Source organism: Achromobacter sp. MFA1 R4 (assembly GCF_900156745.1).
Taxonomy (GTDB): Bacteria; Pseudomonadota; Gammaproteobacteria; order Burkholderiales; family Burkholderiaceae_B; genus Achromobacter.
In genome coordinates this window covers 3,428,671-3,443,504 of record NZ_LT707065.1, presented here as the reverse complement: position 1 = coordinate 3,443,504, position 14,834 = coordinate 3,428,671, and the positions used below count along the sequence as shown (strand labels likewise).

Sequence of the window (14,834 nt, the reverse complement as noted above, 5' to 3'; positions counted from 1 at the left end):
CCGACGCGGTCCGCGCGCCGGTCAGTCGATCGTGATGTTTGCGCGCTTGATGAGCGATTCGTTCTGCTTGAGCTCGTCGGCGATCTTCTGCCGGAATTCCTTGGGCGATTGCGTCGACGGATTGCCCTGCGCCGCCAGCCGCGCTCGCACGGCGGGGTCCTTGGCGACCGAGGCGATCTCCCGGTTCAGCCGCTCCACGATGGCCGGCGGCGTGCCCACCGGCGCAAACACGCCCACCCAGAACGAAATGTCGAACTCCGGATAACCCAACTCGGCCACAGCGGGCACGTCGGGCAGGTCATGCCAGCGCTGCGCGGTGGAGACCGCCAGCGCCTTCAATTTTCCCGACTTGATGAGCGGCACGCCCGACAGCGTGTCGAAGCCAAAATCGACCTCCCGGGACAGCAGGCCCGCCTCCATCGGCGCCGCGCCCCGGTAGGGGACATGCAGCATCTGCACATTCGACATCGTGGCGAGCTGGGCGCCCGCCAGGTGCATCAGGTTGCCGTTGCCGGCGGAACCGTAGCTGACGGTGTTGGGATTGCGCCGCGCCAGTTCGACCAGCGACTTGACGTCATCGACCCCTGCCACCCGCGGATTCTCGGCGTTGATGGTGAGGATGAAGGGCACCGAGACCACCGTGGTGATCGGCTCGAAATCCTTCAGCGGGTGGTACTGCAGGTCCTTGTAGAGCAAAGGATTGACGGTGATAGAGCTGGAATTGCTGACCAGGATGGTGTAGCCGTCGGGCTTGGCCTGCGCCACCATGCGCGCGGCGATCATGCCGTTCGCGCCGGTCCGGTTTTCCACCACGAATGTCTGCCCCATGCGCGTGGACAGCGCATCGCCGACGATGCGCGCCACCAGATCGATCGTGCTGCCGGGGCTGAAGCCCACGACGAACTTGACCGGGGCATTGGGATATTCGGCGGCGCCGGACGCCGCGGGTAATGCGGCGCACCACGCGAGCGCGCCTGCTGCCAGCCATTTTGCAACTGCCATGATGTGTCTCCTCCGTGTCTGCATGGATCCGCGCCGGGCGCTGCATAGGCGCGTGGCTGCGGATTGCGTGGGTGTCTACTGCGCTGCGACGGCGCCGGAAGCCTTGACGGCCTGGCCCCATTTCTCCTCTTCCTGGTTCATGAACGCGGCGAACGCCTTGGGTGTGCTGTTCACGACTTCTCCGCCCAGCCCTTCGAGGCGCTTCTGCATGTCCGGCGTGGCGACGATCCGGGACACGTCTTCATAGATGCGCTGCGCCTGTTCCTGCGGGATCGACGCCGGCGCCAGCAGGCCGAACCACGTCGCGGCCTCGAATCCCGGCATGCCGGCTTCGGCGAACGTGGGCACGTTGCGCAGCGCCTGCACCCGCTTGCCGTTGGCGACGGCCAGCGCGCGCAGCTTGCCGGATTCGATCAGCGGCAGCGCCGACGTGATGGTGGCCAGCATCATCTGCACCTGTCCGCCCGCGAGATCCGTGAAGGCGGGCGCGTCGCCGCGGTACGGCACGTGGGTGATGCCCGATTGCGTGGCGATCTTGAAGAGCTCGCCGCTCAGGTGCTGCGCCGTGCCGTTGCCGGGCGAGGCGAAGTTCACCGAGCCGCCGTTCTGCTTCAGGTAGGCCAGAAATTCCGGCAAGGTCTTCGCCGGAACGGCGGGGTTGACCACCAGCACCAAAGGCACCTTGGTGACCAGCGTGATCGGCGCGAAATCCTTGACCGGGTCGTAGCTCAGCTTGTTGTACAGATGACCGCTGATCGTGTGCGCGGACGTGGTCATGAACAGCGTGTAGCCGTCGCCCTTCGAGCGCGCCACGGAGCTTGCGCCGATCGTCGTGCCTGCGCCAGCGCGGTTTTCGACGATGACCGATTGCCCCCACGACTGGGTGAGGCGTTCGGCCACGGCGCGCGCGACCACGTCGGTCGCGCCGCCGGCCGGATAGGGCACGACCATCGTCACGGGTTTCGAGGGATAGGTGTCGGCGTGCGCCGTCGCCGCGAACAGGGTCGCGGCACAAGCCAGCGCGCGCAGCCAATTGCATTGCATGGGTAGGTCTCCTCTTGTCATCGGTTGAAGATTCGGTTTATTCTTATCGTTCCATTAGGCAGAACGCTTATTCTATTTTATATTTTTTCAAACCCAGGCTGTCAACGAATAAATGCGCCCGGCCGTTTGCCGCCGGGGCGAAACAGAGCCCATCAAGAGAGGAACGACACTTCATGTCCGAATCATCGGAAACCCTTAAATCCATGTTGATCGGCGGCGAATGGATCGCGCAGGAAGACGCCGCGTTCGAATCCGTCAACCCCGCCACCGGGGCCCGCAACTACCTGATCAGCGCGGCCTCCGAGGCCCAGGTCGACCAGGCGGTGGAGGCCGCCTGGCAAGCGCAGCGCCAGCCCGCGTGGCGCGACATGCTGCCGCACCAGCGCGCCGCGATCCTGCGCCGCATCGCCGACGGCATGGACCAGAACGCGCCCCTGCTCGCCCGCCTGCAGATGATCGAGAACGGCAAGGTGTGGGCCGAATGCAAGGCCCAGGTCGCCAGCGCCGCCGCCACCTTCCGCTACTACGCCGGCGTGTGCGAGACGCTGGGCGCGGAAGTCACGCCGCCGCGCGGCAATTACCTGTCCATGACGCATTACGACCCGTATGGCGTCGTCGTGGCGATCACGCCGTGGAACTCGCCGCTCACGATGGAGGCGCAGAAGGTCGCGCCGGCGCTGGCCGCGGGCAACGCCGTGATCCTCAAGCCGTCCGAGATCACCTCGTCGCCCGCGCTGGCGCTGGGACGCATCGCGCTCGAAGCCGGGCTGCCGCCGGGCATTCTGAACGTCGTGACCGGACTCGGCGCGACGGTGGGCCGGCGCCTCGTCGAACACCCCGGCGTGCGCATGGTGTCGTTCACGGGCGGCACCGCCAGCGGCCGCGCGATCGCGCATGCGGCGGCCGAAAAGCTGATGCCCGTGGCCCTGGAGCTGGGCGGCAAGTCGCCGCACATTGTGTTCGAAGACGCGGACCAGGACGCCGCCATTGAAGGCGTCATCGGCGGCATCTTCGAAGGCAGCGGACAGTCCTGCGTGGCGGGCTCGCGGCTGTATGTCCAGCGCAGCATCGCAAAGGCCTTCATCGAAAAGCTCGTGGCGCGCGCCAGCCGCCTGAAGGTCGACCTGCCCGACGCCGACGGCGCGCAGATGGGGCCGATCGCGTCCTTTGGTCACCGCGAGAAGATCGAAGGCATGATCGATGCCGCGCGGCGCGACGGCGCGCACGTCCTGCTGGGCGGAGAACGGCCCGGCGGCGATGCGCTTGCGGCGGGCGCGTTCTACCGCCCCACCATCCTCGGCGGCCTGTCGCGCGACGCGCACGTGGTCCGCGAAGAGATCTTCGGGCCGGTGCTGTGCGCGCTGACCTTCGAGGACGAGGACGACCTGGTCGATCAGGCCAACGACAGCGCGTATGGCCTGGCCTCGGGCATCTGGACGGCGGACTACCGCCGCGCCTGGCGCGTTGCCAAACGCCTGGAAGCGGGCAGCGTGTGGATCAACACCTACAAGCAGCTCTCCATCTCCACGCCCTTCGGCGGCTTCAAGCAGAGCGGCATCGGCCGCGAGAAAGGCGTGAGCGGGCTGCGCCTGTACCAGCAGTCCAAGGGCATCTACTTCGGCATGTAGGCCGCGCGCCTTTTCCCAAGACCAATCATGGCCGCGCGCCGCGGCCTATCCATTACCTCATCGGAGACCATCCTCATGCCTGAATTCCAACGAGCCGGCTTCATCGGCCTGGGCGTCATGGGCGAACCCATCTGCCGCAACCTGGCCGCCAAGGGCGGCGTGCCCGTGCTGGGCTGCGACAACGACCCCGCCCCCTTGCAGCGCCTGGCGCCGCACAACGTGGCCGCGGCGACAGCACCGCAGATCATGCGCGAATGCGACGTGGTGTTCCTGTCCTTGCCGTCCGGCGAAGTCGTCGCGCAGCTTGCCCGCGCGGCCGACGGGCTGCTGGCGAATGCGCGCAGCGGCCAGTTGATCGTGGACCTGAGCACCTCGCCTGTCGACGTGACGCGCGAATTGGCCGGCGAGTTCGCCGCCAAGGGCGCGACCTTCATCGACGCGCCCGTGGCCCGCACGCGCGCCGCGGCCGAAGCCGGCACGCTGTCGGTCATGATCGGCGGGAATGAAGCGTCGTTCGCGCGCGTCAAGCCGCTGGTCTCGACCTTTGCGAACGAAATCACGCATTGCGGCCCCATCGGCAGCGGCCAGGTCGTGAAGATCCTGAACAACATGGTGCTGTTCGAAACCGTGCTGGCGCTGTCCGAAGCCCGTGCGATCGCGCACCGTTCGGGGGTCGATCCGCGCGTGCTGCTGGAGACCTTCACGCGCGGATCGGCGGACAGCTTCGCGTTGCGCAACCACGGCTTAAAGGCTATCCTGCCCGCAGACTTTCCCGAAAAAGCCTTCCCCGTGGACTACGCCCGCAAAGACCTGCGCTATGCGCTGGCGCTGGCGGAACAGACCGGCGTACAGGCGCTGGGAGCCCGCAACGTGGATCACTGGTTCGACGCAGCGATCGCCCAGGGGCACGGCAACCGCTATTTCCCGGTCATCAGCCGGGTGATCGATCCGGAGTCGGGAACCCCCACGTAATCACCCCCTATCTTTCCCATGAGTCGTACCCCTACTCAGGATAATTCCACCGACGGCGTCGCCGCCGTCGAACGCGCCCTGACCATCGTCGGGGCGGTCGCGCAACGCACCGATCCCATCACGCTTGCCGATCTTTCCCGGGCCACGGGGTTCTACAAGAGCACGCTCTTGCGGCTCATCGCTTCATTGGAAAAGGCCGCCCTGGTGGTGCGCCGCGCCGACGGGCGCTATGCCCTCGGCCCCTACGCCCACCACCTGGGCCGCGCCTACGAGGCCACCTATCGCCTGACCGAAACCATCCTGCCGCTGCTGCAGGCGCTGGTCGACAAAGGCACTGAAAGCGCGTCGTTCCACGTCTACCACGACGCGCAGACGCGCGTGTGCCTGCTGCGGGTGGATTCGCACCACTCCACGCTGGATCGCATCCGCGTCGGCGACCTGCTGCCGCTGGACAAGGGCGCGGCAGGCAAGCTGCTGACGGCCTACCTGGTCGACGGCAAATCCCCCGCCGAGGCCGGCCTGATGCTCACGTCCATGGGCGAGCGCGATCCCAACTGCGCCGCGGTGGCCAGCCCCGTGTTCGGCCCCGACGGGGACCTGTGCGGCGCCATTTCCCTGTCCGGTCCGAAAGAGCGCTATTCGCCCGCTGCCGTCAAGAAAATGGGCAAGCTCGTGCAGGACGCGGCGGCCGAGGCCACGCGCGCGCTGGGCGGCCGCTGGCCGTCAGGCAAATAACAGGAAGGCGGGCGTAAGCTGTGGGCTTTGGACCGCGAGCCCAGCCCATGCACAGCAGACGCGATTTCCTGCGCGGCAGCGCCACCCTGGCAGGCGCCGGCAGCGCGCTGGCGCTGTTTCCCGCAGCCATCCGCCGCGCCCTGGCCATCCCGGCCAACCGCCGTACCGGGTCGATCCGCGATGTGGAGCACATCGTGATCTTCATGCAGGAAAACCGGTCGTTTGACCATTATTTCGGCGGCCTGGAAGGGGTGCGTGGCTTTGGCGACCGCTTTCCAATACCGGTGCCCGACAGCCCGCAGGCGCGTCACCGCACCGTCTGGGCCCAGTACAACGACAGACCGGACGAAGGGGCGCCGCGCACCGTGCTGCCGTACCGGCTGGACACGCGGGCGGCCTACGAGGCCATGCGCCTGGCCAGCACACCGCACACCTGGTCCAACGCGCAGGACGCCTGGGACGTCGGCCGCATGGGCAACTGGCCGGCCGCCAAGAAAAACCACTCGATGGCCTACTACGGCGAGGCCGACCTGCCCTTCCAGTACGCAATGGCGCGCGCCTTCACCGTGTGCGACGCCTACCATTGCTCGTTCACCGGCGGCACCAACACCAACCGCCTGTTCCTCTGGACCGGCACCAACGACGGCCTGGCGCAAGGCAACGGCCCGGCGCTGGGCAATGCGTACAACAAGCTCACCGGCGGCGATCCGGCGCGCGCCTATACCTGGACCACGTATCCCGAACGGCTGGAACGCGCCGGCGTCAGTTGGCGCATCTACCAGGACATGGCGGACAACTACTCGCTCAATCCCACCGCCGGGTTCAAGGCCTACCGCGACGCGTATCGCGGCCTGCCCGGCGCCGTCGCGGCATTGAAGGACAAGGCGCTGACCACGCGCGGCCTGGATCTGCTGCGCCAGGACGTGCTTGACGGCACGCTGCCGCAGGTATCGTGGATCTGCGCGACCCGCGCCGGCTCCGAACATCCCAGCCCGTCCAGCCCGGCCCAGGGCGCGGACTACACCGCGCGCGTGCTCGATGCGCTGACCGCCAATCCCGCGGTGTGGAGCAAGACCGTGCTGCTGCTGATGTTCGACGAGAACGACGGCTTTTTCGATCACATGCCGCCGCCCGCGCCGCCGTCGCGCAACGCCGCGGGCGAACTGGCCGGCGCGTCCACCGTCGACACCCGGGGCGAATATCACGAACATCTTTCCGGCGTCGAACAGGACGACACGCCCGCGCACCTGCACGGCGTCTACGGGCTGGGTCCGCGCGTGCCGATGTACGTGCTGTCGCCCTGGACGAAGGGCGGCTGGGTCAATTCGCAGGTCTTCGATCACACCTCGGTGCTGCGCTTTGTCACGCAGCGCTTCGGGGTGGACGAGCCGAACATCTCGCCGTGGCGCCGGGCGGTCTGCGGCGACCTCATGTCCGTGTTCGATTTCGCCGCGCCGGACGACCAGGACCTGCTGCGCACCCTGCCCGCCACCGCCGAGCGCGCGGCGCGCGCCGCAGCCCTGCCCGGCACCGTCAAGCCGCCGGCGCCGCTCGCGCCCGCGCCGGCACGCCAGCATCCCGGCGTGCGGCCGTCGCGCGCCCTGCCCTATGCGCTGCATGCCCACGCCCGCGTCGAAGACGGCCGCGTGTTCCTGCGGTTCGAAAACACGGGCGCCGCGGGCGCGGTGCTGCACGTGTACGACCGGCTTGACCTCGCAAGCGGGCCGCGGCGCTACACGGTCGAGGCGGGCAAGGTACTGGAAGGCGCATGGAACACCGCGCCGCACGGCCGCTATGACCTTTGGGTGCTGGGCCCCAATGGCTTTCACCGGCACTGCGCCGGACAGGTCCGGCCCGCGTCACCCGCGCTGGACGTGACGGCGGCCTACCCAGGCGCTGGCGCGCTGTTGCGACTGTCGCTGCATAATCCCGACGCGCGGCCGCGCGCCTGCCGCATCGCCGCCAATGCCTACGGCCACCCAGGCACAACCGAGGTCGCGCTGGCTCCCGGCGAGACGCGCGAGCTCACCTGGGACATGTCCGCGAGCGGCGGCTGGTACGACATCAGCGTGCACGATGGGGACGACGCGGCCTTCCTGCGACGCCTGGCCGGGCGCATCGAAACCGGCGCGCACGCCACGTCGGATCCCGCAATGGGCAACGAATTGATCCTGCAATGGACGCCGCTGCCCTGAACGGGCCGGCCAAAGAAAACGCCGGCGCCTCTCGGCGGCCGGCGTTCTTGCGCGCGGTGCGGTCCCCGATCAGGCCGCCTCGGCGCCCTTGCCCAACCCCAGGTAGCTTTCGATGACCTTGGGATCGCCGGCCAGTTCGCGCGCCGGGCCGTGCAGGATGACCTCGCCGGTTTCCAGCACGTAGCCGTAATCGGCCACCTGCAGCGCCGCGCGGGCGTTCTGCTCGACCAGCAGGATCGCCACGCCGGTCTCGCGCAGCCGCGCGATGATGTGGAAGATCTCGCGCACGATGCGCGGCGCAAGCCCCAGGCTGGGCTCGTCCAGCATCAGCAGGCTGGGCTTGGCCATGAGCGCGCGCCCCACGGCCAGCATCTGGCGTTCGCCGCCGGACAGGGTGCCGGCCTGCTGGGCGCGCCGCTCGCGCAGGCGCGGGAACAGGTCGAACACTTCGTTCAGCGTGTCGCGCCAGCCGCTTTCGCGGGCGCGGTAGCGGCGAAAGCCGCCCAGCAGCAGGTTGTCTTCCACCGACATGGTGCCGAAGAGCTCGCGGCGTTCGGGCACCAGCGACATGCCGGCCGCCACGCGGCGCTCGACCATCCAGCCCGACACGTCCGCGCCGGCATACTGCACCGTGCCGGCCGCGTGACCGGTCTGCGGCAAAGAGCCCATGATGGCGTTGAGCATGGTGGACTTGCCGGCGCCGTTGGCGCCGATCACGGTGACGATGCTGCCGGCAGGCACGCTGAGCGTGGCGCCCGCCAGCGCACCGACCTTGCCATAGCGCGCCGACAGGTTGCTGACTTCGAGAACGGGAGTCGTCGTTGCGTTCATCACACGCCTCCCGCGGGCACGGGCTTGGCCTGGTCCGCTTCGGGCAGGTCGTCGTCGATGCCGCCAAGATAGGCTTCCAGCACCGCCGGGTTCTTTTGCACGTCGGCCGGCACGCCTTCGGCCAGCTTCGTGCCGAAATCCATCACCACGAGGTGGTTGGTCAGGCGCATCACAAAATCCATGTCATGTTCGACGAGCAGAATGCTCATGCCTTCCGCGCGAAGCTGTTCCAGCACGCGCGCCAGGTCCTGCTTTTCCTTGTAGCGCAAGCCGGCAGCCGGTTCGTCCAGCAGCAGCAGCACCGGATCGCAGGCAAGCGCCCGCGCGATTTCCAGGATGCGCTGCTGGCCGAGCGCAAGGTTGCCCGCCTGCTCGTACAGGAATTCGCCCAGGCCCACCCGCTTGAGCTGCTGGGCAGCTTCATGCAGGAGCTGCGCCTCGCGGGCGCGGTCCGAGTGCAGGGCGCCGGACAGCACGCCGACGTCCGAGCGCAGATGCGCGCCCAGCGCCACGTTTTCCAGCACGGTCATGCCCGGCAGGAGCTGGACGTGCTGGAACGTGCGGCCCACGCCCATCTTGGCGATCTCGCGCGCCGAGCGGTTGTCGATGCGTTGGCCCATGAACGTGACCTGGCCGCGCGTCACCGGCAGCACGCCGCTGATCAGGTTGAAGGTGGTGCTCTTGCCGGCGCCGTTCGGGCCGATCAGGCCCATGATCTCGCCGGAGCTGACCTTGAAGGAAATGTCGTTGACGGCGACCAGTCCGCCGAATTCCTTGCGGATGGCGTCGACCTCCAGCACCACCTGGCCGGCTTGCGGGCGCTCGCGCGACGGCAGCGCCGGCGCCGATGCGGGCGGCGCCAGGTTGCGGCGCGATCCGTCCGCGCCGGTGACGCTGCCCCACCAGCCCGCCAGGATCGGCCACAGGCCGTTGCGGGCGAACTGCAGCATCAGGATCAACAGCACGCCGAAGACGATCATCTCGAAGTTGGCGTTGGTGTCCAGCAGCCTGGGCAGCAGGTTCTGCAACTGGTCTTTCAGCACCAGGATGACGCTGGAGCCGAGCAAGGCGCCCCAGACGTAGCCGGCGCCGCCGACCACCGCCATGAACAGGTATTCGATGCCGTAGTTCAGGCCGAAGGGGCTGGGACTGACGGCGCGCTGCATGTGGGCATACAGCCAGCCCGACACGCAGGCCAGCAAGGCCGCCCACACGAAGATCACAATCTTGTAGGCCGCCGTGTTGACGCCCATGGACTCGGCCATGCCCGCCCCGCTCTTGAGGGCGCGGATGGCCCGGCCCGGACGCGAGTTGAGCAGGTTTCGGGTGGCCCACAGCGCCAGCAGCACGAACACCCAGATCAGGTAGTAGATGTGGCGGCCGCTGGCCAGCGAGATGCCGAAGATGCTGATGGGCTCGATGCCGGCAATGCCGTCATGCTTGCCCAGCCAGTCGATGTTGCCAAAGAGGTAATACAGCGACAGGCCCCAGGCGATGGTGCCCAGCGGCAGGTAATGGCCGGACAGGCGCAGCGTGATCGCGCCCAGCAGGTAGGCCACCACGGCGGTCAGCACCAGGCCGGCGGGCAGCGCCAGCCAGGGCGACACGTCGTATTGCGTGGTCAGGTAGGCGGTGGTGTAGGCGCCCAGGCCCACGAAGGCCGCCTGGCCGAAGGACGTCAGGCCGCCCACGCCGGTCAGCAGGACGAGGCCCAGCACGACCAGGCTGGCCAGACCGATGTAGTTGAGCTGTGTCACCCAGAACTCGGGCGTGGCCGACACCAGCGGCAGGCCCGCCAGGACGACGAGAAATACGGCAAGCAGAATGCGGTTCATGGCTTTATTCCTCTTCGTCCGCGTGATGGGTGCTGAACGAACGCCAGACGAGAACCGGAATGATCAGGGTGAAGACGATCACTTCCTTGTAGGCGCTGGCCCAGAACGAAGAGAACGATTCCAGCACGCCGACGAGCAGCGAGCCCGCCGCCGCGATGGGATAGCTGGCCAGGCCGCCGATGATGGCGCCCACGAAGCCCTTCAGGCCGATGAGGAAACCGGTGTCGTAGTAAACGGTGGTGATGGGCGCGATCAGCATGCCGGACACCGCGCCGATGCCCACGGCCAGCGTGAACGTCAGCGTACCCGACATATTGGTGCTGATGCCCACCAGCCGCGCGCCGCGGCGGTTGACGGCGGTGGCGCGCAGCGCGCGGCCGTACAGCGTCTTGCCGAAGAACAGCCACAGGGCCAGGATGAGCAGCGCGCAGGTGGCGACCACGAAGAGGCTTTGCGCCGACCAGGACATGAATCCCAGGTCGACCTGCCCGCTGACGAACGCCGGCGTGCGCCAGCCCTCGGCGCCGAAGAACACGAGCGCCAGGCCCATCAACGCGAAGTGCACGGCGACCGAGACGATCAGCAGCACCAGCACGGTGGCTTCGGCGAGCGGCTGGTAGACGATGCGATAGACCATCGGACCCATGGGGATCACCAGGAACAGCGTCAGCAGCATGTTCAGCCACAGCGAGTTGTCCGGGGCGGTGTAGCTCTTGGTCAGCCAGAACAGCGCCAGCGGCAGCACGACGCAGGTGGCAATGGTTTGAGGCAGGCCCGCGGCGTTGCGGGTGCGCAGCGCCCGCAGCAGTTCGAGCGCCAGGCAGACGAGTCCCAGCAGCGGCAGCAGATAGGCGGTGCCCGGCACTTTGCCGTCCACCAGCATGGCCAGGGTCAGGGCGCCGAACGCCACGAACTCGCCCTGGGGAATGAAAATGACGCGCGTGACGGCGAAAACCAGCACCAGAGCCATGCCCAGCAGGGCATAGATGGCGCCGTTGACGACACCGTCTTGCAGCAGGATCAGCGCAATTGATGAATCCATCGAACAACTACCTTGTGGTTTCTTGGTGTCCCGACCCCATTCGGAACACTGATACGACACACCGGCCGGAAAGGCCGGTGCGACGTACTGACGGGCTGCGCGGCAAACGGTGAGCCGCCGCGCGCCGAGCGCCCTTGGATAGGGCGGCCCGGGATAGGGCTGCCCGCGATAGGGCTACCCGCGACCGGGCGGCCCGATCGCGGGCAATCTGGGGAATCACAGGCCGGGCTGGTAGACCCACTTGCCGTTTTCCACCTTGACCATGACGCGCGAACGCTCGTCAAAGCCGGCGTGGTCCGTGGGCGACATGTTGAACACGCCTTGCGAAACGGCCAGGTCCTTCACGCCTTCCAGCGCGTCGCGCATCGCGGCGCGGAATTCCGGCGTGCCGGGCTTGGCGCCCGTCTTCAGGGCCACGGGCAAGGCGGCCACGACCAGTTGGCCGGCGTCCCACATGTGGCCGCCGAACGTGTTGGTCGAACCGGCGCCGTGGGCCTTTTCGTAGGTTTCGACGTAGGCCAGGGCCGACTTCTTGACCGGGTTGCTGTCGGGCAATTGCGCGGCGACCAGCAGCGGGCCGGCCGGCAGCAACATGCCGTTGCAGTCCTTGCCGCAGACGCGCAGCACGTCGTTGTTGGCGGCGCCGTGGGTCTGGTAGATGGTGCCGCCGTAGTTGCGCGCCTTCAGTTCCTTTTGCGGCAGCGCGGACGGGGTGCCGGCGCCGGCGATCAGGATGGCGTCGGGCTTGGCGCCGACCAGCTTGAGCACCTGGCCCGTGACGCTGGTGTCGGTGCGGCCGTACTTTTCGACGGCGACGATCTCGATGCCCTTGGCCTTGGCGGCCTTCTGCATCACGTCCAGCCAGCCGTCGCCATAGGCGTCGGCAAAGCCGATGAAGCCCAGCGTCTTGACCTTGGACTTGGCCATCGCGTCGGCCAGGGCGCTTGCCATCAGCGCGTCGTTCTGGGGAGTCTTGAAGACCCAGCGGCGCTTGTCGTCCACGGGCTCAACGATCTTGGCGCTGGCGGCCACGCTGATCATCGGCACCTTGGCCTCGGCGGCCACGTCCACCATGGCCAGCGATCCCGGCGTGATGGAGGTGCCGATCAGCACGTCGACCTTGTCGTCCGACGCCAGCTTGCGCGAGTTCTTGACGGCTTGGGTCGTGTCGGTGGCGTCGTCCAGGACGATCCATTCGATTTTCTGGCCGGCAACTTCCTTGGGCAGCAGGGCCACGGTGTTGCGCTCGGGGATGCCCAGGGAGGCGGCGGGACCGGTGCTGGCCACCGTGACGCCCACCTTGACCTGTGCGCTCGCCAGAAGCGGCAGAGTCAGGGCTACAGCGGCGGCGGCCGCGGACAAGCCGAAGTGCTTGCGCATGTTTTTGTCTCCTGTGTATGGCTCTTGTGTGCCTCGAACGAGGCGAAGCGAGCCTGTTTAAAGTTATACAGAAAAAAATATTATATGGTTAAAACAGTATCAGATGACCTGGCGCAACTACGGTAATTCCCTGATGTGCTACGGAAATGTGCTCCGGAAACCACGATCTGTCTAACGCATTTGTTAATGGCGAACTTGTACTTGAAAGGGTGGCGAGCGTCAGTTGGGGGATTCCCTTGGGATGATTGGATCTTTGCCCGGGCTGCGCCAGCCTCAGCGGCCCAGCATCGGCCACACCCGCTCGACGCGCGACGCCACCCAGGCGGCCACGACGGCCTTGACCAGGTCGCCGGGCAGGAACACGGCGACCGCCGCTGCGGCCTTGGCCAGGTCCATCTTCGCCACCGCCGACAGCCACGGCACGCCGAACGCATACACCACGGCAATGCCGCCCACGACGCAGGCGGCCACATAGCCGGCCAGGCCCATCCAGGTGCCCGATTGGCGGGCGGCCAGGCGGCGCGCCAGCCAGCCCGTCACGAAGGCGCCCGCCACCATGCCGACCAGAAACCCGCCGGTGGGACCGAAGAACGCGCCCAGACCGCCCCGGCCGCCGGGCAGCACCGGCAGGCCGACCGCCGCCAGCGCCAGGTACAGCAGGCACGCCAGCGCGCCGCGCACCGGGCCCAGCATCGCCCCGGCCAGCATGGCGCCCAGCGTCTGCAGGGTGATGGGCACCGGAATGCCGGGCATCGGAATCGGCGGCATCAGGCTCAAGACGACGATCAGCGCCGCGAAGAGCGCGACCAGCACCGTGTTACTGGATTTCATGGCTTTTCCCCCTTTGTTGATGGTTACGGCGCGCCGCCGTCAGACGCTGCGCGCATCGATCGCTTCGGAAACTTCCTGGGCCCGCTTCAAGGTCAGGACGATCAGCGGCACGATCAGCGCGACCGGGTTGGCGCCCAGTCCCCGCGCGGCCTGCGCTTCGCGGATCTCCTGGAAATTACGCCAGATTTCCGGCACGAAGCGCAGCGCCAGCGCCAGGGCCAGCGCCACCTTTTCGGCATCGACAAGGCCCGTGCGCTCCAGCGGCCGCAGCGCCCCTTCACAGACGGCGATCAGGTCCGAGGTGCGCGTGGCCAGCGTCACGGCCAGCGCCAGGCCGACCATGGCCGCCACCCGCAGCACGACGGCCAGGGCGTCGGCTGGCCCCTGAAACCAGCCGGTGAACGACGCCACGGCGAGCAATATCCAGATCAGTCCGCGCACCTGGCGCCAGACCGCGGCGGCGCCGACGCCGGTCGACCAGACCAGCGCCGCGGAAAATCCCAACGCCAGCGCCAGCCAGACCGGGTCGCGCAGCAGGAAGAGCCCCGCGCCGGCCGCCATCAGGGCCAGCAGCTTGATCCACGCCGGCAGGCGGTGCAGCGGCGTGGCGCCCGGGACGTACAGCGGCTCCATCATCCGCAGTGCTCCCGGTACCAGCGCAGCGCGGCCGCGGGCGTGTCGTCGGCCGCGATCGCGCCGTCGCGCACGACCAGCACGCGGTCAAAGTCCTCGAGCAGCTCCAGGTCGTGGCTGACAACGATGGCATCATGGGGCAGCCCGGCAATGGCGGCGCGCACGCGGTTGCGATTGCGCAGGTCGAGTTGGGTGGTGGGTTCGTCAAAGACGATGAGCGCGGGCTCCATGACCAGCACGGCAGCCAGGGCCACCAGCTGGCGCTCGCCGCCGGACAGCGTGTGGCTGCTGCGGTCGGCCAGGTGGCCGACGCCCAGGCTGTCCAGCCCGGACTCGATGCGGGCCTCGCGCTGCCGGCGGTCCGGCGCCAGGCGCTTGAGCCCGAAGGCCAGGTCCTCGCGCACGATGGGAAAGACGATCTGGTTTTCCGGGTTCTGAAAGACAAAGCCGACGCGCGCGCGCACGGCCTTCAGGTCGTGCCGCGTATCCAGCCCGTCCACCCGCACCTTGCCCGAGGACGGAATCACCAGCCCGTTGACCAGGCGCGCCAGCGTGCTCTTGCCGGCGCCGTTGGGGCCGACGATGCCGATGCGGCGTTCGGCCAGGGTGACGCTCACCCCGCGCAACACTTCCGCCTGGGGCGTGGATACTACCGCCTGGTCAAACTCGATTAACATGGGGCGGGATTATGCCCGAACCATTTCGG

13 protein-coding genes are annotated in these 14,834 nt (G+C 67.8%); 4 read left to right on the top strand and 9 right to left on the bottom strand.

Going from position 1 to position 14,834, the window contains the following annotated elements; translation table 11 throughout:
* Positions 1–21: 21 nt before the first annotated feature.
* Positions 22–1,002 carry a tripartite tricarboxylate transporter substrate binding protein gene (locus BXA00_RS15650; protein ID WP_076519330.1) on the bottom strand — a complete coding sequence of 327 codons (981 nt, stop codon included), beginning with the start codon at positions 1,000–1,002 and terminating at the stop codon, positions 22–24.
* Between the two features lie 75 nt (positions 1,003–1,077).
* Positions 1,078–2,046, bottom strand: coding sequence for a tripartite tricarboxylate transporter substrate binding protein (locus BXA00_RS15645; RefSeq protein ID WP_076519329.1), 969 nt, complete (start codon positions 2,044–2,046; stop codon positions 1,078–1,080).
* Between the two features lie 173 nt (positions 2,047–2,219).
* Between BXA00_RS15645 and BXA00_RS15640 the strand changes: the two genes are divergently transcribed.
* From BXA00_RS15640 to BXA00_RS15625, 4 genes are all read left to right on the top strand, one after another.
* Positions 2,220–3,674: an aldehyde dehydrogenase gene (locus BXA00_RS15640; RefSeq protein ID WP_076519328.1), complete on the top strand. Its 1,455-nt coding sequence runs from the start codon at positions 2,220–2,222 to the stop codon at positions 3,672–3,674.
* Positions 3,675–3,749: 75 nt separating this feature from the next.
* Positions 3,750–4,646, top strand: coding sequence for an NAD(P)-dependent oxidoreductase (locus BXA00_RS15635; protein WP_076519327.1), 897 nt, complete (start codon positions 3,750–3,752; stop codon positions 4,644–4,646).
* Between the two features lie 18 nt (positions 4,647–4,664).
* Positions 4,665–5,381, top strand: a complete 717-nt coding sequence (locus BXA00_RS15630) for an IclR family transcriptional regulator (protein ID WP_076519326.1) — start codon at positions 4,665–4,667, stop codon at positions 5,379–5,381.
* Between the two features lie 47 nt (positions 5,382–5,428).
* The gene (locus BXA00_RS15625; RefSeq protein ID WP_076519325.1) at positions 5,429–7,576 is read left to right on the top strand and encodes a phosphocholine-specific phospholipase C; all 2,148 of its coding nucleotides are present in this window, start codon (positions 5,429–5,431) and stop codon (positions 7,574–7,576) included.
* 69 nt (positions 7,577–7,645) lie between these two features.
* On the opposite strand, the gene BXA00_RS15620 is transcribed toward BXA00_RS15625, so the two are convergent.
* The 7 genes from BXA00_RS15620 to BXA00_RS15590 form a co-directional block, all read right to left on the bottom strand.
* On the bottom strand, positions 7,646–8,407 hold the full coding sequence (locus BXA00_RS15620; protein WP_076519324.1) for an ABC transporter ATP-binding protein: 762 nt from the start codon (positions 8,405–8,407) through the stop codon (positions 7,646–7,648).
* Positions 8,407–10,242, bottom strand: a complete 1,836-nt coding sequence (locus BXA00_RS15615) for an ATP-binding cassette domain-containing protein (RefSeq protein ID WP_076519323.1) — start codon at positions 10,240–10,242, stop codon at positions 8,407–8,409. Before BXA00_RS15615 ends, BXA00_RS15620 begins: the two co-directional genes overlap by 1 nt.
* 4 nt (positions 10,243–10,246) lie before the next feature.
* Entirely contained in the window at positions 10,247–11,284 is a 1,038-nt protein-coding gene (locus tag BXA00_RS15610; protein ID WP_076519322.1) for a branched-chain amino acid ABC transporter permease, read from the bottom strand.
* 216 nt (positions 11,285–11,500) lie between these two features.
* Positions 11,501–12,664: an ABC transporter substrate-binding protein gene (locus tag BXA00_RS15605; RefSeq protein WP_076519321.1), complete on the bottom strand. Its 1,164-nt coding sequence runs from the start codon at positions 12,662–12,664 to the stop codon at positions 11,501–11,503.
* Between the two features lie 273 nt (positions 12,665–12,937).
* Positions 12,938–13,495, bottom strand: a complete 558-nt coding sequence (locus BXA00_RS15600) for a biotin transporter BioY (RefSeq protein ID WP_076519320.1) — start codon at positions 13,493–13,495, stop codon at positions 12,938–12,940.
* A gap of 39 nt (positions 13,496–13,534) precedes the next feature.
* Positions 13,535–14,131 carry an energy-coupling factor transporter transmembrane protein EcfT gene (locus tag BXA00_RS15595; protein WP_076519319.1) on the bottom strand — a complete coding sequence of 199 codons (597 nt, stop codon included), beginning with the start codon at positions 14,129–14,131 and terminating at the stop codon, positions 13,535–13,537.
* Entirely contained in the window at positions 14,128–14,805 is a 678-nt protein-coding gene (locus tag BXA00_RS15590) for an energy-coupling factor ABC transporter ATP-binding protein (protein WP_076519318.1), read from the bottom strand. The genes BXA00_RS15595 and BXA00_RS15590 overlap by 4 nt, the downstream gene beginning before the upstream one ends.
* Between the last annotated feature and the right edge of the window lie 29 nt (positions 14,806–14,834).

Bases quoted from the DNA above. Each gene is read 5' to 3' on its own strand.
- BXA00_RS15615 (WP_076519323.1), bottom strand. From the start codon at position 10,242: ATGAACCGCATTCTGCTTGCCGTATTTCTCGTCGTCCTGGCGGGCCTG.
- BXA00_RS15650 (WP_076519330.1), bottom strand. From the start codon at position 1,002: ATGGCAGTTGCAAAATGGCTGGCAGCAGGCGCGCTCGCGTGGTGCGCC.
- BXA00_RS15620 (WP_076519324.1), bottom strand. From the start codon at position 8,407: ATGAACGCAACGACGACTCCCGTTCTCGAAGTCAGCAACCTGTCGGCG.
- BXA00_RS15635 (WP_076519327.1), top strand. From the start codon at position 3,750: ATGCCTGAATTCCAACGAGCCGGCTTCATCGGCCTGGGCGTCATGGGC.
- BXA00_RS15630 (WP_076519326.1), top strand. From the start codon at position 4,665: ATGAGTCGTACCCCTACTCAGGATAATTCCACCGACGGCGTCGCCGCC.
- BXA00_RS15625 (WP_076519325.1), top strand. From the start codon at position 5,429: ATGCACAGCAGACGCGATTTCCTGCGCGGCAGCGCCACCCTGGCAGGC.
- BXA00_RS15600 (WP_076519320.1), bottom strand. From the start codon at position 13,495: ATGAAATCCAGTAACACGGTGCTGGTCGCGCTCTTCGCGGCGCTGATC.
- BXA00_RS15645 (WP_076519329.1), bottom strand. From the start codon at position 2,046: ATGCAATGCAATTGGCTGCGCGCGCTGGCTTGTGCCGCGACCCTGTTC.
- BXA00_RS15610 (WP_076519322.1), bottom strand. From the start codon at position 11,284: ATGGATTCATCAATTGCGCTGATCCTGCTGCAAGACGGTGTCGTCAAC.
- BXA00_RS15595 (WP_076519319.1), bottom strand. From the start codon at position 14,131: ATGATGGAGCCGCTGTACGTCCCGGGCGCCACGCCGCTGCACCGCCTG.
- BXA00_RS15640 (WP_076519328.1), top strand. From the start codon at position 2,220: ATGTCCGAATCATCGGAAACCCTTAAATCCATGTTGATCGGCGGCGAA.
- BXA00_RS15605 (WP_076519321.1), bottom strand. From the start codon at position 12,664: ATGCGCAAGCACTTCGGCTTGTCCGCGGCCGCCGCCGCTGTAGCCCTG.
- BXA00_RS15590 (WP_076519318.1), bottom strand. From the start codon at position 14,805: ATGTTAATCGAGTTTGACCAGGCGGTAGTATCCACGCCCCAGGCGGAA.